Here is a 22,152-nt window from a genome sequence, read left to right on the forward strand (position 1 = left end):
TTAATAAATGAAAAGAGATTATAAAATTGACCTGTTCAGAGTTTTGGGTGTCCTTATTATCATGGTTGCTCACTCCCACCCACCTGGTGTTGTATTCCAAATTAGGAATTTTGGTACGCCATTGCTTATAGTTGCTTCCGCTCTTGCAACATTGTGTATTTATCCGAATGGTGTGAATGATATATGGGTTTTTTATAAAAAAAGGTTTTTAAGTTTAGTTGTTCCAGCATGGAAATTCCTTGTTTTGTTTTTTTTGTTTTTTTTGTTTTGGAGTGCTATTAGTAGAGAAGAGTATCCATTCTCTATCAGCGAGATTGTAGAAACTTTTGCTTTTTATGAAGGTATCGGTTTTTTTTGGATATTTAAGGTATATTTGTTATTGGCGGTTATAACGCCGTTTTCATTAAGGTTTTCAAAGTCGGGTGTCTCTAATTTTTCATATTACTTAATAATACTATTGAGTTACATTTTTTATGAAGCAACCTTGATGGTTTTAGAGCGAGTGTTAAGTGATCAAGTTTGGATGGTTCTGGGGAAAACGATATTTATAGTATTCCCATATTCACTTATATTTCTATTGGCTCTCAGGCTAGAGCGTCTCTCGTCAAAATCTATAGTAGTTGCTTCAATGATTTTCCTTTCATTTTTCATTTTTGTGGTTACAAAGGTATATGTTCAGGACGGAATATTGTTACCAACTCAGGTATATAAGTACCCACCTAGGGCATATTACTTAGCGTATGCATTATTCTGTATTCTATCTCTTTATATTATAGTGTTTAGATCTCGTTCTTCTTGTTTTTTAGAAAATAGATTTATAACCTGGGTTTCAAAGAATTCGCTTGATATATATTTGTTTCACATTGTAGTGTTTTATGTTGGAGATATAATAATTGGCCCGTTATGGGTGGATTCCAATTTTATTTTAAGGTTGCTAAGTCTATGCGTCTTTAGCTGCGTCTTGTCATTTTTTAAGTTTTCTATTTTTAATGATTACTTGAAACGAAAGAATGGGTTTTTAAGTGTGATGGGTAAGCTTACCAAATGATCATAAGTAATTTGGCTTCGCGCAGTTATTCCATAAAGTATTTGGTTAATTCTTTATGGATGATGTTGGACAAATTTTATTTATTAATTGGTGGCTTTATTATAACTACTATGGTCGCCCGTCATATTGGTCCAGAACTATTCGGTCAATTGGCTTTAGGTTTGTCTATAGTTTTAGCTATAACATCAATTTCACAATGGGGTAGTGGCTTTACCATTTTCAATAGTTCTGTAATAAATAAAGTCAGAGCCGCTAGATTAATTAGCAGTACAGTTGCATACAGATTAGTTATTTACATTATTTTCTGGTGTTTTATTAGTGCTTTACTGTTTGTTAATTTTCCTCGTGATGACTTTATATTGATAGCTTTCGTGGGGTTGTCTGGCGTATTTGTAGCGCTTGATGTATATCAGTATTATTTTAATGGTGTTTTGCAGTCGCGAGTGAATGCGAAAGTGACAATTTTTGCCAAGACAATATCTTTTGCGATGCGCTTTATTTTTGTTTTATATAGCCTTGATATTTATTGGCTTGTATCTAGCTATTTTCTTGAAGGATTTATCATTTCTTATTTGAAGCGTAGATGTATGCCTTCCTCTGTAGTCAGCCCAAAGATAAAGCGAGCGTATCAAAAATCATTTTTCTATAAGGGTATACCACTTTGTGCAACGACATTTTTTACTTTGTCTTACGTGAAAATTAACGAGATTGTTGTATCTGATTTATTGGGCTTTCATGCAATGGGGCAATATGCTTGTGCACTAGCCTTAAGTGCTGCGTGGACTTTTGTTCCTATTTCTTTAGGAGTGTCTTTGTTAAATAAACCTCTATCGATGAAGGACGGTGAAGAGAAAAATAAATATATCTCATTTGTTTTGTTAGTTCAGGTTCTAGTTAGTGTTCCGGTTGTTTTGTTTTTGTTTGTTTTTTCTGATTGGTTGGTCCTAATGACGTTTGGGGCCGGGTATGCTGATGCGGCTAAGATTTTGCCTTTTATATCTTTAGCTGCTTGTTTTAGTTCTATGGGGTTTGTTTCCAATAGGGTCATTTCATCGTATAAAGAGGGCGGAGCCTATTTGTTAAAGAAAACTCTATTGTTATCTTTCTTCAGCTTTCCATTTTCATTTTACTTGGTCAGTTATTTTGGTTTGTATGGAGCTGCCATGTCATTCCTTATTGTTGAGTTATTTAGTGTTACTATTTTCAATTATTTTTTTAGGTCTGGGTTGTTGTTTAATGGCCACTTCGCTCTGTTGTTGACTAAAGGCAGGGTTAGAGTTTATGAGTGATTTATATTTAGTTAATATACTGGCTGTCCCCGTATATCTGGCTTTTTACTTTCTTTCTACTCACATTTCATTAGGTGAAAATGTTAAGGCTGGCCTGTACAAGAAAACACCAAATGCTATGGCTTTACTTGTTGTTTTTTATGGGTTTTCTGCTTTATCATCAGTGTTTATTGACCCCAATATGTATAAGGGGTTTGACCCTTATCTTTATAGTGTAACTGACTTTCTAATATATCATGGTCTGATCTTACTTAGCCTTCTACCGGTTTTTTTTCTAAAAGGAGTTGATTCTAGTTTTTTTAAGTTAAGACCAACTCGAGGAGTTATATATTGCCTTTATTTCGCAGCGTTATTAGTTTTTCTGTCACTAATTTATATAATCCCATTTTCCATAAAAGCATTGACAATGAATTCTATAGAGCTTCGTTTGTTATTACGAACGGGTTTTACAGTATTGCCATCTAACCTTGCTACTACTTTAGCTGTTGCCATAACAAACTTTTACGCGATATTTGCATTTTTATTTTTTTATTGTGTAAGAGAAAGGTTGAGCGTATTTCTGAAGGTTGGGATGTTTTGTGGGGCAATCTCTTATGTCTTTACTACCTTGTGTTTTGGGGGGAGAGACGGAGCTGTGTTTTTCGTAGCTACTATGATATTCATGTATATTCTATTTTCGTCCGAGCTATCGCAAAATAGCAAGGTGAGAATGGAAAAATTGATCAAAGGAGTTGTATTTCTATCAGTCTTTGTTGTTCTTACTATTTCAGTCAGGCGATTCTTTACAAATGGAGATATTTCCGAATTGGTATGGGGTACGTTAGGGTATTTCGGTCAGCAGCCTTATGTTTTTTCAGAGGCTATAAATAAAGAAATTAATTTCCAAGGTGGAGAAAGATACTTTCCTTTGTATTACTTGGTTGTTCATGGCGTAGAGCCTGAGGTTATTAGAACGGATGAGTATCAATGGTCATTTGGTACTTTTTTGTCATCTTTCTATATGTTTAATGGAATGATTGCTTTGTGTTTGATTGTGCTTATTAAGTCATTTTTTCTTTCGGTTTTTTTTAAACTGCATGGCGTTATTAGAAGCCCTGTTTTTGGTATTATTTTGATTTTATATTTCCAATTCATGTCGACGGGTGTTTTTTATTTTAAGTTGGGTCATAGAGCAGGTAATTTCTATTTGTTGATACTTTTTTTTGTTGTTGTTTTATTAGTTTTTCTTGTTAATAAAAGTCGGAGAGGGTTTGGCAATGGAAAATTTGGTTAGTATTTATATGCCTACGTGTAATAGGTTGTCTCTCTTAAAAAGGGCTGTCAACTCTGTTTTGCAACAAAGTCACTCCAATTTTGAACTTATCGTAATAGATGATGCATCAAATGACGGAACGAAAGAATATTTGCTTGACTTAGAAAAGCTAGATTGTAGGGTTTCTTTTTTTAGTAACTTAGAACGAAAAGGTTCTCAATATTGTCGAAATTTAGCTCTTTCAAAAGCTAAGGGCGTATTTGTAACTGGTCTAGACGATGACGACTACTGGAAGAGGGACAGGCTGAAAATTTATCTCAATGAATGGGGCGAACAATATAGTTTTTTAAGTGGAGGAGACTGGTTTTTAGGTAGAGGGTTCTTTGTTAGGAATATATTTAAACTATTAAAGTCATGTTTTGTAAAGTATAAAGTCTATGGCTCGGAACGATTACTTAGTGGGAATGTTGCAGGTAATCAGGTGTTCACAAAAACTTCTTACTTAACCGATATTCAGTTTGATACTTCAATGCCAGCATTACAAGATTTAGATGCATGGTTTAGTCTCGCTAGAAAATATGGGGATTTTAAGGTTTTGAACATGCCTACCCAATACATAGATATGAGTCATGGATACGAAAGAATAACTAAAGCAGGTAATCGAACACAGGCATTAAGGCTGTTTTCCACCAAATATGGCGTAAATAAAGAACAGTTAAAGTTTCTATATTTAGAGAATAAAGTTGGCTTAAGAGAAAATCTATCTTTCAATGAGCAGCTAGCGTTGTTGCGAGGAGGGTTTTACTCCTTGCTGTTAAAGTCAATGAGGGTCTAGTTTAATGATATTTCTAATGGATTTACCTAACCCAGTCCATGGCATGTCTAATATTAATAAGAGTGTTTTGGAAAGAACGCAAAACACAGGCTTGAAAGTTAATGTTATTAACACTGTTCCCTCCTATGCGGCTAGATGGTTCGGTACACCAATGTGGCTAGTTATTAAGATTCTACATTCGTTAATTTGTGTATGCCGACTAGTTGGGACTCTATCATTTTCAAAGAACCGGAGTGTTTACCGACCAATTAATGGCGGAAGTGGTCAGGTGTTTGACTTAGTGTATATTTTGGTTTGCCGATTATTTGGTGCTTCCCTCGTTATTCACCACCATTCTTTCAATTACTTGTATTCATACAAGGCTTTGTTCTCATTGCTAAATAAGCTGGCGGGGTCTCAAGGAGAGCACATAGTGCTTGGGCAGCGTATGGCTGAAGAGCTGAATAATTTATATGGCATCCCTAAAACACGAGTGATGGTGTTGTCCAATGTGGCTTTTTTTAAGGCCAACCAGCTCTTAGATTTCGACTCTAGAAGTCATTTTGTCATTGGTCACCTGGCTAACCTTTGCATTGAGAAGGGCTCTGTAGAGTTTGTTCAACTTTGCCGAGAACTAAAATCTATGGGCTTTGAGTTTACAGCTTTGGTTGCTGGGCCTTTCACAGACAACGAGACTAGAGAAACAGTCCTGCAAGCAGAGAAAGATTTAGATAATTTTCAATATGTTGGTGGTGTTTATGGAGCACAAAAGGACAATTTTTTTGAAAGTTTGGACATTTTTGTTTTCCCTTCAATGTACCGAAATGAAGCCGAGCCTCTGGTGTTATATGAAGCAGCTGTATATGGCTCATTTACAGTTGGTACCCCACAAGGCTGCATGAAGGCAGTGATTGAAGATCTTAAAGGTGTTTGCGTAGCCCCGAGTCCACATTTAGCTAAAGATATAGCGAGACTTATATTTAGTCTCAATAAGAGTGAAGTGTTAAATGTGCATTCAAAACAAAAGAGGTTTAAAGCATTTAGCCTCGCTCAGGTAAAGGCTCAAAAGTCACTTGATGAACTAATTTTAAAGTTTGGGGGTTAAGAATGTATCAGCTACTAGACAAGTTCCCATCTCCAGCCAGTATGCGGGGCAGAAAGGCTATTGTTGTGCAACTATGGTGGTTGATTCAATCAACGTTGTTTGGTTTATCCCCCCAATTTATGTTTGCTTGGAGGCGATGTTTGTTAAGAGCGTTTGGAGCTTCGGTAGGGCAACACGTTAAAGTAAGGCCTAGTGCCCGTATCACTTATCCTTGGAAGTTAACGTTAGGTGATCATGCTTGGGTTGGTGATGATGTTGTGCTTTACAATTGGTCTGAAATTACAATTGATAGTCATGCTGTTGTCTCGCAGCGTAGTTATCTATGTACAGGTACACACTTATATGATGACCCCAAATTTACCCTCGTATCAGCACCAATTCATGTGAAATCGCAAGCGTGGGTTGCAACAGACTGTTTTATATCTCCGGGAGTAACTATTGGCGAAGGGGCAGTGATAGGTGCGCGCAGTTCGGTCTTTAAAGACATGCCTGACGGAATGATTTGTGCGGGCTCTCCCGCTAAGCCCGTGAAGCCTAGATTGATGAAGGGGCATGGATGAAAGTACTCATTTACGGCATTAATTACGCCCCAGAGTTAACCGGTATTGGTAAGTATTCTAGCGAAATGGCTGAAGCTTTGGTGGGCATGGGTCATCAAGTTAAGGTGCTTACTGCGCCGCCTTACTATCCCGCCTGGGAGATAAGCGAAGGGTTTAGTGCCTACAAGTACGTTGGCCAACAAATAAATGGTGTAGAGGTATTACGCTGTCCACTTTATGTACCTGCTAAGCCTTCTACATTAAAGCGTATTGCGCATTTGGCCAGCTTTGCCTGTTCTTCCTTTTTTGGGCTGATTAAAAATATTGGCTTTCGCCCTGATGTGGTTATTTTAGTTGAACCGCCGTTATTTTGTGCCGCAAATACGCTGTTGTTTAGTGCTGTGACAGGGGCTAAGTCTATTTTACATATACAAGATTACGAAGTTGACGCCATGTTTGGTTTGGGTATGGCTGGCCAAAGTAAAGGCTTAAAGAAATGGGTGTTTGCCGCAGAGTCATGGGTAATGCGCCGGTTTAGCCGGGTGTCTACGATTTCAAATAGCATGGTAGCTATGGCTAAACGCAAAGGTGTAAATGAACAGAATGTGATGTTGTTTCCCAATTGGGCTGATACCAATTTTGTTACACCGAAAACAGACGGCGCCGCATTTAGAGAAAAATTTGGTGTGGCAGACGACCAAGTGCTAGTGCTTTACTCAGGCAATATGGGCCTAAAGCAAGGCTTAGAAATGGTTATTGAAGCGGCAAAAGTCACCCAGAATAACCCTAAAATCAAATACCTTATGGTAGGCGAGGGGGCCGCCAAACCAGCCCTTGAGCAATTGGTTATGCAATACGGTTTAACTAATGTGCAGTTTCACCCCTTACAAGCCTATGCGCAACTGCCTCAATTGTTGGCCTGCGCTGATATTCATTTAGTGGTGCAACGCCTTGGCGCGGCAGACGTGGTGTTGCCCTCTAAGCTTACCAATATTTTATCTTGTGGTGGCCATGCGTTGATCACCGCTGAAGCCGATACCGAGTTAGGATTGCTTTGCCAACATTACCCAGGTATTGCTACGCGCATAGAGCCAGAGCAACCTGCACGTTTTGTTGAAGCAGTGCTTTCACTCGCAAACGACCCCAAGATTAAACGCGTAAATCAATTTGCGCGTGAATACGCAGTAAATAATTTGGAAAAAACCTGTGTTTTACAACGCTTTGAGCAACAGCTGGATGAGCTGCTTGCAGGTAGTAATCACGCTTTACTAAAGGACTAGAATAATGGCTAAGAAAGTAGCATTAATTACCGGGGTAACCGGACAAGACGGATCTTATTTAGCAGAGCTTTTGCTAGAAAAAGGCTATGAAGTTCATGGTATTAAACGCCGTTCTTCGTCATTTAATACCGAGCGGGTCGATCATATTTATGAAGATCGTTTACAAGCCGAAAACCCAAGCTTTTTCTTGCATTATGGTGACTTAAGTGACACTTCTAACCTAACCCGTATATTGCGTCAGGTGGTGCCAGATGAAGTCTATAATTTGGGCGCTCAATCTCATGTTGCTGTGTCGTTTGAAGCGCCAGAATATACTGCCGATGTAGATGCCATGGGCACACTGCGTTTACTTGAAGCCATTCGCTTTTTGGGATTAGAAAAGAAAACCCGCTTCTATCAGGCTTCAACTTCTGAGCTTTATGGCTTGGTACAAGAAATTCCGCAATCTGAGACTACACCGTTTCACCCTCGGTCGCCTTATGCAGTGGCCAAAATGTACGCCTACTGGATAACCGTTAACTACCGAGAAGCCTACGGAATGTATGCGTGTAACGGTATATTGTTTAACCATGAATCGCCACGTCGCGGCGAAACCTTTGTTACCCGAAAAATCACCCGTGCCTTAAGCAATATTGCTCTTGGTTTAGAGCAGTGTTTATACCTAGGTAATATGGATGCGCTGCGAGATTGGGGGCATGCTAAAGATTATGTGCGTATGCAATGGATGATGTTACAGCAAGATCAGCCAGACGATTTTGTTATTGCCACCGGCAAGCAAATCTCGGTGCGAGAGTTTGTTACCTTAAGTGCTAAAGAACTCGGTATCGAGCTAGCTTTTTCAGGCGAAGGCGTTGATGAAGTTGCCACCGTGGCAGCTATTCATGGCGATAAAGCGTCAGCCCTTAAGGTTGGCGATGTCATTGTTAAGGTTGATCCGCGCTACTTCCGCCCGGCAGAGGTAGAAACACTGTTAGGTAATCCAGCTAAAGCCAAGGCTAAGTTAGGCTGGACACCCGAGATCACCGTTGAGCAAATGTGTGCTGAAATGGTGACGAACGATTACGATAAAGCCAAGCGCCATGCGCTGCTCAAATCTCACGGCTTTGATGTCAGCATGGCAGTGGAAAATTAAGGAGCGCCTTATGGTCAGAGTATTTGTAGCTGGACATCGGGGAATGGTGGGATCTGCCATTGTGCGCCAGCTTGAACAGCGCGACGATGTTGAGTTGTTGCTACGTAGCCGTAACGAGTTAGATTTACTCGACCCACAGGCCGTGCAGGCTTTTTTCAACGATAATGCCGTTGACCAAGTATATTTAGCGGCCGCCAAGGTAGGCGGTATTATTGCCAATAATACTTACCCGGCTGAGTTTATTTATGAAAACTTGATGATAGAGTGCAATATTATCAATGCCGCTCATTTAGCTGGCGTAGAACACTTGTTATTTTTGGGCTCGTCGTGCATTTATCCTAAATTGGCTAGCCAACCTATGGCTGAGAGCGCGCTGTTAACCGGTACTTTAGAGCCGACCAATGAGCCCTATGCCATAGCCAAAATTGCCGGTATCAAGTTATGTGAAAGCTATAACCGTCAGTATGGGCGTGATTACCGCAGTGTTATGCCTACCAACCTTTATGGCCCATTTGATAACTTTCATCCCCAAAATAGCCATGTGATTCCCGCTTTATTACGTCGTTTTCACGAGGCAAAACAAAATGGTGACGCCGAGGTACTTGCGTGGGGTAGCGGTAAGCCAATGCGAGAATTTTTGCATGTAGATGACATGGCCGCAGCGTGTGTGCATGTTATGGAGCTGGATAGCGCCATTTATCAGAGCAATACCCAGCCAATGCTAAGCCACATTAACGTGGGAACAGGCGTTGATTGTACTATTCGTGAGTTGGTTGAAACTGTAGCCAAAGTGGTGGGGTACAGCGGCAGTATCAGCTTTGATAGCAGTAAACCTGATGGCGCACCCCGTAAGTTAATGGATGTGAGCCGCTTGGCCGATTTAGGCTGGAGATATCAAATAGAGCTAGAGCAAGGGTTAGCCACTACTTATCAATGGTTTTTAGACAATCAACAGGCCTACAGACAATGAGCTTTTTAAGTCAACAAGCGTTTAGCCAAGTTATTGCTAATACGCCGCTGGTATCAATAGATTTGATTATTGAAAACCCTCAGGGGCAAGTATTACTGGGCCAGCGTTTAAATCGCCCTGCTCAAGGCTTTTGGTTTGTGCCGGGTGGGCGGATCATGAAAGACGAGAGTATGCGCGATGCGCTTACACGGTTAGCAAGGCAAGAGCTTGGGCTTGAGTTGACATTAGACAATGGCGAGTTTCTAGGTAGTTTTGAGCATTTTTATCACGACAATGTGTTTTATCAAGATACCGATCCTCAAAGCCAGTTTTCTACTCACTACGTTGTGCTGGCGTATCGGTACCGTTTACGTATTGATTTAGCTCTATTACCAGAGCAGCAGCACGGGCAGTATCGCTGGTTTTCAGCCGCCGAGTTACTGAGTAGTGACGAAGTTCATCAACATACTAAATGGTATTTAGAAAACTAACTGTAACGCTGGCTCGGTACCACTTAGCGGAAGTGAGGTGAATATTGAGCGTTTGTGCTGATATGAACGATGTAATGGAATGAGCAGACCAAGGGATAAATAAAAGTATGGACGCTTCTATGGATATTCCGCATTCACCCAGTGCGGTGAGCAAACAGTATGTATGGGTGCGCTACCTTGCGTTAGCGACAGTAGCTGGGCTGGCCATTTGGGTACTTGTGTCGGCCTCACAATTAGGACTCGCTAATGTGTATTCTTATGCGCTTAGAAGTTGGCACGAACGCTGGCAACAAGATTACAGCAGCCAGTTAAACCAAGATACGGTACAAATAGCAGACCAAGTAGGTTTGCAGATGCTTGAATACCGTAATAGCGACCCTTTATATCAAACCTTAATGGCCAAACAAGTTGAGTGGCGTAATTTTTATCAATTGGTTATCGCTACTGGTGAAAATAAGTCACAGCTTCAGCTAGAAAACTTGGATGAAGCCTTTGTTCACTATTTACAAGCCATAGAGCAAAGGCCTACTTGGCCAAATACCTATGTGGATATCGCGAGTAATCGCTTAAAAAGTGGTGAGTCTGCTGATTTATGGTTTGGTTATTTGGAGCAAGGTTTGCGCATAGCGCCCGCTACGCGGGCAAGTTTAGTGGGGGTGGTTAACCTTGGTATTAGTAATTGGGAGCAACTTAACCCAGATCAACAAGCCTTAGTAACACGCTCGCTAAAAACGCTTGTTGATACCCAAAGTATGAAGGCTGAGTTAGCTAGGGACTTTGGTTCTGAAATGGTCCGGCTGCGGGTATGTTATTTATTAAATTTTGAAGGTCACCCTGCGCAGCCTAATTTCTGTAAGAGTGGTTAGCTTATGTGGCATAAAGGCTTAACAGGATTAACCGTATTTATCTGGCTTTGTGTACTAGCGGCTAGTGTATCTAAAACCTTGGGTTTATTTCCTGATACTTTAAGCGCAGTTGAAACCGCAATGGGGGGTGATAAACGACTACATTTAGCATTGGCTTATGTTTGCTCACTCAGCGTGTTTTTTGTGTTTTGCCAAGGGGCCGACAGAAAGTGGCAAGCTATTTTGTCATGGGTTTTAATCTTACTTATCCTATTTACTTTAGATGAAGGCCTACAAATGATTTTTCCATTAAGGCAGTTTTCTTGGGAAGATTTAGCGGCTAATTACCTAGGTTTGGCCTTAGCGTTAATCACTTGGTTCGCCTTTAAAAAGCTAATTAGTACAAGAAATCTAAAGGAGCAGCTTAATGGGGTTCGTTGATATTCACTGTCATATTTTGCCTGGCATTGATGATGGGGCAAAAGATCTAGCCCAAAGCTTGGCGATGTTAGACAAGGCGATAAGCTGTGGCACTCAGGTAATGCTGGCTACTCCGCATATATTGCCCGGAATATTTGATAACACCGCTGAAACCATAGAGCGTAGCTATCTTACACTGATGAATGCGCTGCAGCAGCGCAATATGCCCTTGCGTATTTATCATGCGGCCGAGGTGCACCTTAGCCCTGAGATTATGTTGTGGCACGGTCAAAATAAATTGCCTTTGTTAGGTCGCTACCAAGATAAAGATGTGTTGTTGCTAGAGTTGCCACATGGTCATGTGCCGCAAGGCCTTAATAGCCTAATAAAGTGGCTCACCGCGCGAAACATTACCCCTTTGATTGCCCACCCTGAAAGAAATCGCGGGATATGGAAAGAACAATACTTGCTGCAACAATGGCGACGTTTAGGGTGTTTATTTCAGGTCACTGCCGGCGCTTTGCTGGGGGAGTTTCGCGAGCAAGCGCAACAAGTGAGTGAGCACATGCTACAACAAGACTTAATCGATGTTGTGGCCAGTGATTGCCATGGTTTGGAAAAGCGTAGCCCCGATTTAAGCAAGGCCTTTGCTAAGGTACAGGCGCTTGCGGGTGAACCGCGAGCCCAACGCCTATTTGTTGATACCCCCGGCACTATTGCCGCTAGTTGTTCAGGAAGAATGGAACCAACCTTAACGGCGGTTAATGGTCAACGCGAACGCCTAAATGTAGACAAGGAAGCCTAAAATATGATGGAACTTTCATCGCCTAGAGTTGAGCGTACAGCGTTTGGCTTAATGTTATTTTTAATCGTTTGGCTGCCCATCCCCCTAGCCAGCAATAGGCCTTGGGCCTGGTCTATTATGGAAGTGCTAATAGCAACTCAGTCTTTAATGCTGGTTTACTGCTGTAGAGGCGGGATCCCTTGGCAGTGGCTAAAAGCTTGCCGAATTTTACTGTTTGGCTTACTGCTGTTTCAGCTATTTACGGTTATTCAGTTAGTGCCCTTATCGCAGGGGGTGTTAGCTTGGTTAAGCGAAGCAGCATTAAATTTTCGTTTGTTGGGCATACCCGGCTCAAGTCATTACCCTATTTCTTTAGACCCCAATCAAACAATTGTTAATCTGGTGAAAGGCTGTAGCTATTTGCTGTTAGCGATAAATGCTTGTTTGTTGTTTAATCATCCAGATCGAATTCGCATGGTGATGTTGGCCTTTGTTATTAGTGGTACTTTTCAGGCTTTTTATGGCTCGTTACTGATTTTGAGTAATATTACTCACTCACCGATTTTTGATATGGCGGTGGGCGGAAATGCCACCGGTTCATTTGTCTATAAAAACCATTTTGCTAACTATCTCATCTTGTGTTTAAGCATGGGCTTGGCCTTAGTGGTGGCAGATCTTAACGCCACAAGTGCAAGCAGTTGGCGTCATCGTATTCAGCAAATTATTGAGGCTTTATTAAGCGGTAAAATGCTGGTAAGGCTGTGCATGATCATTATGGTGATTGGTTTGGTGATGTCTCACTCACGTATGGGGAACAGTGCATTTTTTGCTATTACTATATTGGGCGCGGTGATGGCCTTGTTGCTATTTCGCCAGCGGCCACGTTCGTTAACTCTGTTGTTTTCTAGCGTGTTGCTGATTGATGTGGTAATCGTGAGTTCCTTTTTTGGGCTAGACCAAGTGAGAGAGCGCCTAAGTGCAACGGTTTTGGTAGAAGAAGGCCGAGCAGACATAGTGGGGTGGTCATGGCCTATTGTAGAAGATTTTTATATGACTGGTTCAGGAGCAGGAAGCTTTTACACCATCTTCCAAAACTATGCGCCCGAACCATTAAACCGTTTTTATGATCATGCCCATAATGACTATTTGCAGTTTGTGATTGAGTCAGGGTTACTTGCAACCCTAATATTGGGTGGGGCAGTGCTGTGGGTGTTAGTTCAAGCGACGCTGGCAATGCGTAAACGACGAGACCCTTTATTACGCGCAACCTCACTGGGTTGTGCAATGGCAATTATTGGTATGCTAATTCATATTAGCGTTGATTTTAACTTACAGGCGCCAGCCAATGCCGCCAGCTTTATTATTATTTTATGCTTGGCTATGGTTGCAGCAAAAATGCCCAGAAAAGGCTACGTACCCGATAAGTATTAGCGGGTGTTTACCTTGGGTGTGCAATATTGGTGAGTAGTTGCACCGTAATAACCTTAGCTGTTTTGCGAGACAGAAATTTATACATAATTGCCTTAAAGTCTTAAATGCGTGAAATGGTCCATTTACTAGTGTTTATGTGTGTAAAAGTGCTATTGAGTGGCTTGTTATTAAGTGATTATGCTGCGATTGCTTGATGTTGTAGAAAGTGGTCGTAGCGGCTGAGCTTTAAGACCAAAAATAGATGTCGAAATATTTTACATGGCTCACATAAATAGATTTGACGTTTTTATAACTTGTTGTTTTTATTGGGTTTGTATAGTTGGTTCTTTATTTGCATATATTATGAGCAGTAACAAATGCAAGTTTGATTTTGTGTTGAAGTTGGCATTATTCCATTTGTCGGTGGGTGTGCTTTAGCAACAATACATATAATTTTACTTATGCCACGGTAGTTCAAGGAGGACTTATGAGGCAAAAACGGTTAACAAAGTGGGTACTAATTTTACTCTCGGCTGGGCAAATGGCGCTGGCGAGTATGACAATGGCTGCTGACCTACCTGCACCTTTTTTCCCTGCGGGTCTTAGCGCTCCTGCGGGCTTGTTATTACCGCCTCCACCACCTCCACCAGCTCCTGGAGTAGGCAGTGGCGGAAGTGGTTCTGGCGGTGGTGGTACTATATTCGCTTCACCGAGCTAAGCACATTAGCCAGTAAGGTTATTGTAAAAAGAGGCTAGCAGTTGCTAGCCTTTTTTTTGTCTCGCTATATCGCTCGCAGTTTACCGCTTATAACGCCATGTGGTTTAGTGGATAAAAAAATGCCAATGGGTATTATCCCACTGGCATTTATAACTTACTGTTTTATTGTATATTTATCAGTCTAGCTGAGGGCCAGCTGCCACTAAGGCTTTACCTTCTGCGTTGTCAGTGTATTTGGCAAAGTTTTTGATAAAGCGATTGGCTAAATCATCGGCTTTGCTTTCCCACTGCAGTGGATCTTGGTAAGTATCACGAGGATCTAAGATGTCACTGTCTGCGCCGGGTAAGGAAGTAGGCACTTCTAGATTAAACACTGGCAAGATTTTCGTTTCTTGCTGCTCAATTGAGCCATCTAAAATGGCGTCAATAATGGCGCGTGTATCTTGAATTGAAATACGTTTACCTGTGCCGTTCCAACCGGTGTTAACCAAGTAGGCTTCTGCCCCTGCTGCTTCCATGCGTTTTACTAGCACTTCAGCATACTTGGTTGGGTGTAGCGTTAAGAACGCGGCACCAAAACATGCAGAGAAGGTGGGGGTGGGTTCAGTAATACCACGTTCAGTACCGGCGAGTTTGGCGGTAAAGCCAGACAAAAAGTGGTACTTGGTTTGCTCTGGCGTTAACTTCGCCACTGGCGGAAGTACGCCAAAGGCATCAGCGGTTAAGAAAATGACTTTCTTAGCGTGACCTGCTTTAGACACAGGTTTAACGATGTTTTCAATATGATCAATCGGGTAAGAAACACGGGTGTTCTCGGTTTTAGACCCATCGTCATAATCAACACTAGCATCGTTACGCACCGTAACATTTTCTAATAACGCGTCGCGTTTAATCGCCTTGTAAATGTCGGGCTCGGCTTCTTTACTTAACTTGATGGTTTTGGCGTAACAGCCGCCTTCAAAGTTAAATACCCCTTCGTCATCCCAACCGTGCTCATCATCACCAATTAATTGGCGCTTAGCATCAGTAGATAAGGTGGTTTTACCGGTGCCTGATAGGCCAAAGAAAATGGCGGTGTCGCCATCTGCGCCTACGTTGGCAGAACAGTGCATTGAAGCGATATCATTTAGCGGTAGGTAGTAGTTCATCATGGCGAACATACCTTTCTTCATTTCGCCGCCGTACCATGTGCCACCAATGACTTGCATTTTTTCGGTCATATTGAAAACGGTAAAGTTTTCAGAGTTAAGGCCTTGTTTTTGCCAGTTTTTATTGGTGGTTTTAGAGCCGTTCATCACTACGAAGTCTGGTTCGTAGTCAACTAACTCTTCCGCTGTGGGGCGGATGAACATATTGGTAACAAAGTGAGCTTGCCACGCGACTTCAACAATAAAACGCACTTTTAGTCGAGTGTCTGGGTTGGCCCCACAGAAGGTATCGACAACAAATAAACGTTTACCCGACAACTGGTCGGTCACGGTTTTTTTGAGCTCGACCCATACCGAGGGATCAATCGGTTTGTTATCGTTTTTAGCTTGTTCACTGGTCCACCACATGTTGTCGCGGGTCGCGTCATCTAAAACGATGTATTTATCTTTGGGGGAACGTCCGGTAAAGATACCGGTATCAACCGCAACAGCACCTGATTTGGTTACAATTCCTTTTTCATAACCAGTGAGTTCGGGGCGGGTTTCTTCTTTGAATAGTTCTTCGTATGAGGGGTTGTACACCACGTCCGACACGTCTTTGATGCCGTATTGAGCCAGGTCGATAACCTGATCTTTTTCTGCAACGTCAAGCATAGCAGTCTCCTGTAGGTAGAGAGGTAAGATTTATATTATATTTTTATTGGTGTTGGCTTTGATTCTATCCCTTTAGAGGTGCTAAAAAGAGAGGGGGGTCAAATTACCAGCACTTTTTTTATGGTTATTGTGGTTCTAATCAGGAAATGCGATTGACACCGCATTTCCTTAGCTCAGTCTAATGAATTTTGGCAGGGTTTGTCGATATATTGCGCGTGAAAATGTTTTCAACGTCGGCTTCGTTAAATTTGTAGTCATGTCCACAGTAGTCACAATGCATCGAAATGTGACCGCGTTCATGGCAAATTTCGAGTAATTCTTTGTGGTCAATATTGCTTAATGCTGTTTCACAGCGCTCTTTGGAGCAGCTGCACTTAAAGCACACGTCTTGCGGCTCATATAAGCGAACTTGGTGCTCATGGTATAAGCGATACAATAATTGCTCGGCGTCTAGCTCAAAACTTTCTTGGGCTGTCGTGGTGCTACTTAAGGTGTTGATCAGCTCGAAGTGCTCACTGTCTTGTTGTTCACTGCCCGGTAACGCTTGTAAGAATAAGCCGCTAGCATGTGGGCGGCCGTCAAACATGCCGGTAAATAACCAAATACGCGTATTTAGCTGTTCAGATTGTTGAAAGTAGCTTTCGATACTGGCGGCAACCCCTTCTGGCTCAATGTTTACAATGCCTTGGTAGCGCTCTCCTTGAGTAGGGGTTATCGTAATCACGATGTGTCCCTTACCCACTAACTCGGCAAAGCTGATTTCTGGGTCTATGGCCCCGTCATAGCGTGCAATACCGCGCATCTGTTGTTGGTCTGTACCACTTACCGCTATCACCTTTAATGGCCCATCGCCTTGTAACTGCACCGTTATATCACCTTCAAATTTCAAGGTGGCGGTTAACAAGCAAGTGGCGGCGAGCAATTCCCCTAGCAGTGATTGCACTGGCACTGGATAGTTTTGCTGTTCAATGATTTCTTGGTAGCTTTGCTGCAGCTGCACCAATTCGCCACGCAAGTTGTATTCTTCAAAGGTATAACGGTTGAGTATGTCTTGCTTCATGTTTAGACCTGACTATTTTTGTTTAAACTGAATAATTTGCCGACGTTGTTTTTTATCTGGTCGACGTTCGGGGCTAGTGTTTTGTGCCATGAGCTTTCTTTGCATGGCAAATTCTTCACGCTTTTTAACGCTTTGTTCAGTCTCTTGATAAAGTAACTGAGCTTGTGGCGCGGGGCCGCGTTTATCACTGACTTGCTGAACAATAATTTCGATTTGTTGCTGCCCTTGCCAAAGGCTAATGGTAGCGCCAACTTCTACAGTTCGACTCGGTTTACAGCGCTGCTGATTGTAGTGAACTTTACCGCCCATCACCATGTCGCGTGCTAAGCCTCGCGTTTTATAAAAACGTGCCGCCCATAACCACTTATCTATACGTGGTTGTTGAATGTTAGTTATTTGAGATTTCATTCGAAGTCTTAGCTGGTTTATGTATTAACTGTTAAATTATATCAGCTTTATAGAGGCGCGCGATGTTCAAATTAAATGTGTGAAATTGTAGAGAAACCACAAAAGTGTAAAGAATCGCAATTTTTCTATCTATAGTACTTGTTCTGCGTGCAACTCTCTTTAGAATGAACTGCATCTATATTTGGCGGGTTGCCAGACATACCAATAAGGATAATCGATATTCGGTCAACGATGTCAGTTGTATTATAGCTAATAAATGGATATTAAATCTTTTTCTACTCAGTGCGCGCATTATCTGTCGTCACCTAAAAGTAGCGCATTAATTACCTTATTGCTGCTATGCCTAGCGGCTTACCAACTCGCTAACATTACTTGGTTACTTATTCCAAGTAAGTCTCAGTCTTTTAGTTGGGTGCCCCAGCAAGTAAATGCAGTAAAAAGTAGTGCTCAAGTTGATTTGAGTCGTTTAACGGCGCTGAACTTGTTTGGTGAGTATCAAGCCAAGCCGCAAGCCAAATCTGTTGCTACAACATCTACCACTGAAGCGCCAAAAACATCGCTTAAACTGACCCTTTCTGGTTTAGTGGCAAGTAGCGACCAATCTAAAGCCTTAGCCATTGTTGAACACAAAGGTAAGCAACAAACTTACGGTGTAGAAGAATCTATTAATGGCACTAAAGCGGTCATAAAAGAGATTCAAATAGATCGTATTATTTTGTTGCATCGAGGTGTTTATGAAAGCTTGTTACTGGATCCTGACGACAAATCGTCAAAGTCGAGTTCTGCCAGTAATAATCGTAAAAAGACCAGTGCTAAATCAAAGTCTGCAGTGGCCTCTAGTAAGGTAAATGTTAAAGAAGTTTTGAACGATCCATCAAAGTTGACTGATTACATTCGAATTTCACCAGTGCGTAAAGATGGAACCCTAACTGGATATCGAGTAAACCCAGGGAAAAATGCGGGTTTATTTAAACAAGTAGGCCTTAAAGCTAATGATTTAGCGGTGGCCTTAAATGGATACGACTTGCGCGACAACGCGCAAGCAATGCAAGTAATGCAAGAAATGGCCGAGTTAACGGATATTACCGTGACTGTAGAGCGCAATGGCCAATTGCAGGATGTGTTTTTTAGCCTGCCTGATGAATAAGTACCGGAGAGTTTTTTACATGAAGTTGCAAGCGTTACGCTTTGTTCGCCGCGCCCTGGTGGGTCTAATTGGATTAGGCCTATGTGGGGTGGTAGGTGCCACTGAATTTTCGGCAAATTTTAAGGATGCCGATATCAATGAATTAATTACTACGGTAGGGCGTAATCTTAATAAAACCATCATTGTTGACCCCGCGGTTCGTGGCAAAGTTAACGTGCGAAGCTATGACCTACTCACCGAAGAGCAGTACTACCAATTTTTCTTAAGCGTATTAGATGTATATGGCTTTGCTGTGATCGATATGCCAAATGGTGTGTCAAAGGTGGTAAGAGCTAAAGACGCTAAAGCGGGCGCGATTCCGGTTGTGGATCGCGATGACCAAGCCACGGGCGATGAAATGGTCACTCGTGTGGTAGCAGTGAAAAATGTATCAGTAAGAGAGCTGGCGCCTCTGTTACGTCAACTTAACGATAATGCCGGTGGCGGCAACGTGGTTCACTACGACCCTTCAAATGTGATTATGCTAACGGGGCGCGCTGCGGTGGTAAACCGCTTGGTAGAGATTATTCGCCGTGTCGATAAAGCAGGTGACCAAGAGGTTGATATTATTCGCCTTAAGTTTGCATCGGCGGGTGAACTAGTGAGAATTTTGGATTCATTAACCGCCAATACTGGTGCTAAAGGCGCCAGTGCTAGCTTGTTAATTCCTAAAGTGGTGGCCGATGAACGAACCAACAGCATTGTGGTATCAGGTGAACCCAGTGCCAGAGCGCGCATTGTGCGCTTGGTTACTAAGTTAGACAGCGAACTACAAACCTACGGTAATACCCGAGTATTTTACTTGAAGTATGCCAAGGCTATTGATTTAGTGGACGTGCTAAAAGGGGTGAGTGAAACCGTGACAGCAGAGGCTGCAGGAGGCTCTAAAAAAAGCAGCTCGTCTAACTCTCGTGGCAATTTCTCCATTGAAGCTCACGAAGATACTAATGCCTTAGTGATTACCGCTCAGCCTGATAACATGCGCACGCTAGAAGGGGTGATTAATCAGCTCGATATTCGCCGCGCGCAAGTCCATGTAGAAGCGATTATTGTTGAAGTGGCAGAAGGCGACGGGGTGAGTTTGGGCGTGCAGTGGGCGACTCAAGCGGGGGGTACTCAGTTTAATGACTCTGGTGTTTCAATCGGTGAGTTGGGTGCAGGTATTTATGATGCTCAGCCAACCAAAGGTAGCACCGTATGTACCGGCGAAACCTGTACGGTTAACCCTGACACTCCCGGCGACATTTCTGGTTTAGCCAGCTCTTTAGCTAAAATCTCGGGTGCGGCCTTTGGTTTTTACGGGGCTGACTGGGGCGTACTCATTCAAGCGGCTGCTAATGATTCGCGCTCTAACTTATTAGCTACACCGTCTATTACGACCATGGATAACATGGAAGCCTATTTCACCGTAGGTGAAGAAGTACCGGTATTAACCGGCTCTGCCTCTAGTAGTAGTAACGATAATCCCTTCACCACGGTTGACCGTAAAGAAGTCGGGATTAAGTTAAAAGTAACGCCACAAATAAACGAAGGCGATGCCGTGCAGCTCACCATTGAGCAAGAGGTGTCTAAAGTACAAGGGCAAACCTCGGTAGACGTGGTATTTGCGAAGCGCCAATTACAAACCACAGTGTTGGTTGACAGTGGTGACACCATCATTTTGGGGGGGTTATTAGACGACCAAATTGAAGAAAGTGAATCTAAAGTACCATTACTGGGTGATATTCCGGTACTTGGCCACTTGTTCAGGTCTACCAACTCGAAGAAAACCAAACGTAACCTGATGATCTTTATTCGTCCGACCATTATTCGCGATTCGGTGACTATGCAAAATGTGAGTTCGCGTAAATATAGCCAAATCCGCGCTCAGCAATTGCTACGTGAAGAGTTAGGGGTGGCATTAATGCCTGAAACTAAGGTGCCAGTATTGCCTGAGTTTAATTCGGTAGAAGACGTATCACCTGAAGTTCAAGAATATATCGATTTCTTAAAAGACAAGAACGAGCGCCTAAAGAAAGAAGAAGCTGACAAAGCCGCCAAGCAAGAAAGCGCTAATCCAAAGCAAGTGAGTGCTGAGTAATGGATTTAGAAGCAGAGCTTAATTCGCTAGAGGATGAAAAGGCGCTGGTGTCTGATACGCCTCATATGGAAGGCATTGAAGGCTGGCAGCTGCCTTATATGTTTGCTAAAACCTATGGCGTAATGTTAGAGAAACAACACAATGCTTGGCGGGTTTACCATAATTCAAGCCTTGAGCTCAATGCGCTGTTAGAAATTCGCCGAGTGTTACAACACGAGTTTGAGTGTGAAGCTTTATCTGATGATGAGTTTGAGCAACGCCTCACCGAAGGTTACCAGCGAGACTCTTCTCAAGCGCGTCAGTTGATGGAAGATATCGGCAACGATATGGACTTCTACACTCTGGCTGAAGAACTGCCAGAAAACGAAGACTTATTGGAGTCAGAAGACGACGCGCCAATCATTAAGTTGATTAACGCGATGTTAGCTGAAGCGATTAAAGAAGGCGCCAGTGATATTCACATTGAAACCTTCGAGTCTATTTTGGTGATTCGTTTTCGTATTGATGGTGTATTGCGCGAAATATTACGCCCTCACCGTAAGCTAGCCGCCTTATTGGTGTCTCGTATTAAGGTTATGGCGCGTTTAGATATTGCTGAAAAACGCATCCCTCAAGATGGCCGTATCTCATTACGTATCGCTGGGCGCGCGGTGGATGTGCGTGTATCAACCATGCCATCTAGCCACGGCGAACGGGTGGTTTTACGTTTATTAGATAAAAACAATGCTCGCTTAAACTTGGCCAATTTAGGCTTGGTTGAAAAACACCGAGATGTGGTGAGCGAGTTACTGAAAAAGCCACACGGCATTATATTGGTAACCGGCCCAACCGGTTCTGGTAAAAGTACCACCTTGTACGCTGGCTTAAGCGAAATTAACAGTAAAGACCGCAATATTCTTACCGTAGAAGATCCCATCGAATATAACATTGAAGGGATCGGCCAAACTCAGGTTAATACCAAAGTGGATATGACCTTTGCACGCGGTTTACGGGCCATTTTACGCCAAGATCCTGATGTCGTGATGATTGGTGAAATTCGTGACTTAGAAACCGCTCAAATTGCGGTGCAAGCGAGTTTAACCGGACACCTAGTATTATCTACCTTGCATACCAATACGGCCATTGGCTCGGTCACGCGTTTACGCGACATGGGGGTTGAACCTTTCTTATTGTCGTCGAGCTTGCTAGCAGTGTTAGCGCAACGTTTAGTGCGTACCTTGTGCCCAGAGTGTCGCGAAGCCCACGTGGTGAGTGAGCGCGAGCATCAGTTACTCGATATTGCCAAAGACGCAACGGTATACCGGCCGGTAGGGTGCGAGCACTGTAATAATACCGGTTATCGCGGCCGAACCGGTATTCATGAGCTATTGCCAGTTAACGATGAAGTGAGAGAAATGATCCATTCAGGCAGTAGTGAGCAAGACATAGAAGCATTGGTGCGCAGCAGTTGTCCCAGCATTCGCCAAGATGGTGTTGCTAAGGTGCTGCTAGGTATTACTAGCTTAGAAGAGGTATTGCGGGTTACCCGCGAAGGATAGTT

At 42.6% G+C, this 22,152-nt stretch carries 21 protein-coding genes; 18 read left to right on the forward strand and 3 right to left on the reverse strand.

Annotated features, from left to right (window positions below):
• The first annotated feature begins 7 nt into the window (after positions 1-7).
• The 15 genes from ACVFI8_RS12185 to ACVFI8_RS12255 all read left to right on the forward strand — a co-directional run bounded on the left by ACVFI8_RS12185 (position 8) and on the right by ACVFI8_RS12255 (position 14,076).
• Positions 8-1,048 (forward strand): acyltransferase family protein, encoded by a 1,041-nt coding sequence (locus ACVFI8_RS12185; protein WP_457871479.1) that lies wholly within the window; start codon positions 8-10, stop codon positions 1,046-1,048.
• The gene (locus tag ACVFI8_RS12190) at positions 1,045-2,337 is read left to right on the forward strand and encodes an oligosaccharide flippase family protein (RefSeq protein ID WP_457871480.1); all 1,293 of its coding nucleotides are present in this window, start codon (positions 1,045-1,047) and stop codon (positions 2,335-2,337) included. The genes ACVFI8_RS12185 and ACVFI8_RS12190 overlap by 4 nt, the downstream gene beginning before the upstream one ends.
• Positions 2,330-3,610: a hypothetical protein gene (locus ACVFI8_RS12195; protein WP_457871481.1), complete on the forward strand. Its 1,281-nt coding sequence runs from the start codon at positions 2,330-2,332 to the stop codon at positions 3,608-3,610. The genes ACVFI8_RS12190 and ACVFI8_RS12195 overlap by 8 nt, the downstream gene beginning before the upstream one ends.
• On the forward strand, positions 3,594-4,424 hold the full coding sequence (locus tag ACVFI8_RS12200; RefSeq protein WP_457871482.1) for a glycosyltransferase: 831 nt from the start codon (positions 3,594-3,596) through the stop codon (positions 4,422-4,424). The genes ACVFI8_RS12195 and ACVFI8_RS12200 overlap by 17 nt, the downstream gene beginning before the upstream one ends.
• Positions 4,425-4,440: 16 nt before the next feature.
• Positions 4,441-5,508, forward strand: coding sequence for a glycosyltransferase family 4 protein (locus tag ACVFI8_RS12205; RefSeq protein WP_457871483.1), 1,068 nt, complete (start codon positions 4,441-4,443; stop codon positions 5,506-5,508).
• Between the two features lie 2 nt (positions 5,509-5,510).
• Positions 5,511-6,068, forward strand: a complete 558-nt coding sequence (locus ACVFI8_RS12210; protein ID WP_457871484.1) for a WcaF family extracellular polysaccharide biosynthesis acetyltransferase — start codon at positions 5,511-5,513, stop codon at positions 6,066-6,068.
• Positions 6,065-7,327, forward strand: a complete 1,263-nt coding sequence (locus tag ACVFI8_RS12215) for a WcaI family glycosyltransferase (protein ID WP_457871485.1) — start codon at positions 6,065-6,067, stop codon at positions 7,325-7,327. Before ACVFI8_RS12210 ends, ACVFI8_RS12215 begins: the two co-directional genes overlap by 4 nt.
• 4 nt (positions 7,328-7,331) lie before the next feature.
• Complete coding sequence (gene gmd, locus ACVFI8_RS12220; protein WP_457871486.1) at positions 7,332-8,459, forward strand: GDP-mannose 4,6-dehydratase; 1,128 nt, start codon at positions 7,332-7,334, stop codon at positions 8,457-8,459.
• A gap of 10 nt (positions 8,460-8,469) precedes the next feature.
• Positions 8,470-9,429: a GDP-L-fucose synthase gene (gene fcl, locus ACVFI8_RS12225; protein ID WP_248713202.1), complete on the forward strand. Its 960-nt coding sequence runs from the start codon at positions 8,470-8,472 to the stop codon at positions 9,427-9,429.
• Positions 9,426-9,899 carry a GDP-mannose mannosyl hydrolase gene (locus ACVFI8_RS12230; protein WP_248713201.1) on the forward strand — a complete coding sequence of 158 codons (474 nt, stop codon included), beginning with the start codon at positions 9,426-9,428 and terminating at the stop codon, positions 9,897-9,899. The genes fcl and ACVFI8_RS12230 overlap by 4 nt, the downstream gene beginning before the upstream one ends.
• A gap of 107 nt (positions 9,900-10,006) precedes the next feature.
• The gene (locus ACVFI8_RS12235) at positions 10,007-10,765 is read left to right on the forward strand and encodes a hypothetical protein (RefSeq protein WP_457871487.1); all 759 of its coding nucleotides are present in this window, start codon (positions 10,007-10,009) and stop codon (positions 10,763-10,765) included.
• Between the two features lie 3 nt (positions 10,766-10,768).
• On the forward strand, positions 10,769-11,185 hold the full coding sequence (locus ACVFI8_RS12240) for a VanZ family protein (protein ID WP_457871488.1): 417 nt from the start codon (positions 10,769-10,771) through the stop codon (positions 11,183-11,185).
• A complete protein-coding gene (locus tag ACVFI8_RS12245) occupies positions 11,172-11,969 on the forward strand; it encodes a tyrosine-protein phosphatase (RefSeq protein ID WP_457871489.1) in 798 nt (265 codons plus the stop codon). Before ACVFI8_RS12240 ends, ACVFI8_RS12245 begins: the two co-directional genes overlap by 14 nt.
• Before the next feature lie 3 nt (positions 11,970-11,972).
• On the forward strand, positions 11,973-13,379 hold the full coding sequence (locus ACVFI8_RS12250) for an O-antigen ligase family protein (RefSeq protein ID WP_457871490.1): 1,407 nt from the start codon (positions 11,973-11,975) through the stop codon (positions 13,377-13,379).
• A 466-nt stretch (positions 13,380-13,845) separates the two neighbouring features.
• Complete coding sequence (locus tag ACVFI8_RS12255) at positions 13,846-14,076, forward strand: hypothetical protein (RefSeq protein WP_248713196.1); 231 nt, start codon at positions 13,846-13,848, stop codon at positions 14,074-14,076.
• Positions 14,077-14,252: 176 nt separating this feature from the next.
• On the opposite strand, the gene pckA is transcribed toward ACVFI8_RS12255, so the two are convergent.
• The 3 genes from pckA to hslR all read right to left on the reverse strand — a co-directional run bounded on the left by pckA (position 14,253) and on the right by hslR (position 17,346).
• The gene (gene pckA, locus ACVFI8_RS12260; protein WP_248713195.1) at positions 14,253-15,878 is read right to left on the reverse strand and encodes a phosphoenolpyruvate carboxykinase (ATP); all 1,626 of its coding nucleotides are present in this window, start codon (positions 15,876-15,878) and stop codon (positions 14,253-14,255) included.
• 178 nt (positions 15,879-16,056) lie between these two features.
• Positions 16,057-16,938 carry an Hsp33 family molecular chaperone HslO gene (hslO, locus tag ACVFI8_RS12265; RefSeq protein ID WP_457871491.1) on the reverse strand — a complete coding sequence of 294 codons (882 nt, stop codon included), beginning with the start codon at positions 16,936-16,938 and terminating at the stop codon, positions 16,057-16,059.
• A gap of 12 nt (positions 16,939-16,950) precedes the next feature.
• Complete coding sequence (gene hslR, locus ACVFI8_RS12270; protein ID WP_248713193.1) at positions 16,951-17,346, reverse strand: ribosome-associated heat shock protein Hsp15; 396 nt, start codon at positions 17,344-17,346, stop codon at positions 16,951-16,953.
• Positions 17,347-17,602: 256 nt separating this feature from the next.
• Between hslR and gspC the strand changes: the two genes are divergently transcribed.
• The 3 genes from gspC (at position 17,603) to gspE (ending at position 22,150) form a co-directional block, all read left to right on the forward strand.
• Positions 17,603-18,493 (forward strand): type II secretion system protein GspC, encoded by an 891-nt coding sequence (gspC, locus tag ACVFI8_RS12275; protein WP_248713192.1) that lies wholly within the window; start codon positions 17,603-17,605, stop codon positions 18,491-18,493.
• Positions 18,494-18,512: 19 nt separating this feature from the next.
• Complete coding sequence (gene gspD, locus ACVFI8_RS12280) at positions 18,513-20,612, forward strand: type II secretion system secretin GspD (RefSeq protein ID WP_248713191.1); 2,100 nt, start codon at positions 18,513-18,515, stop codon at positions 20,610-20,612.
• Between the two features lie 65 nt (positions 20,613-20,677).
• Positions 20,678-22,150 carry a type II secretion system ATPase GspE gene (gene gspE, locus ACVFI8_RS12285; RefSeq protein ID WP_248715666.1) on the forward strand — a complete coding sequence of 491 codons (1,473 nt, stop codon included), beginning with the start codon at positions 20,678-20,680 and terminating at the stop codon, positions 22,148-22,150.
• The last annotated feature ends 2 nt before the right edge of the window (positions 22,151-22,152 follow it).

It is taken from the genome of Agarivorans sp. MS3-6 (genome assembly GCF_054112545.1).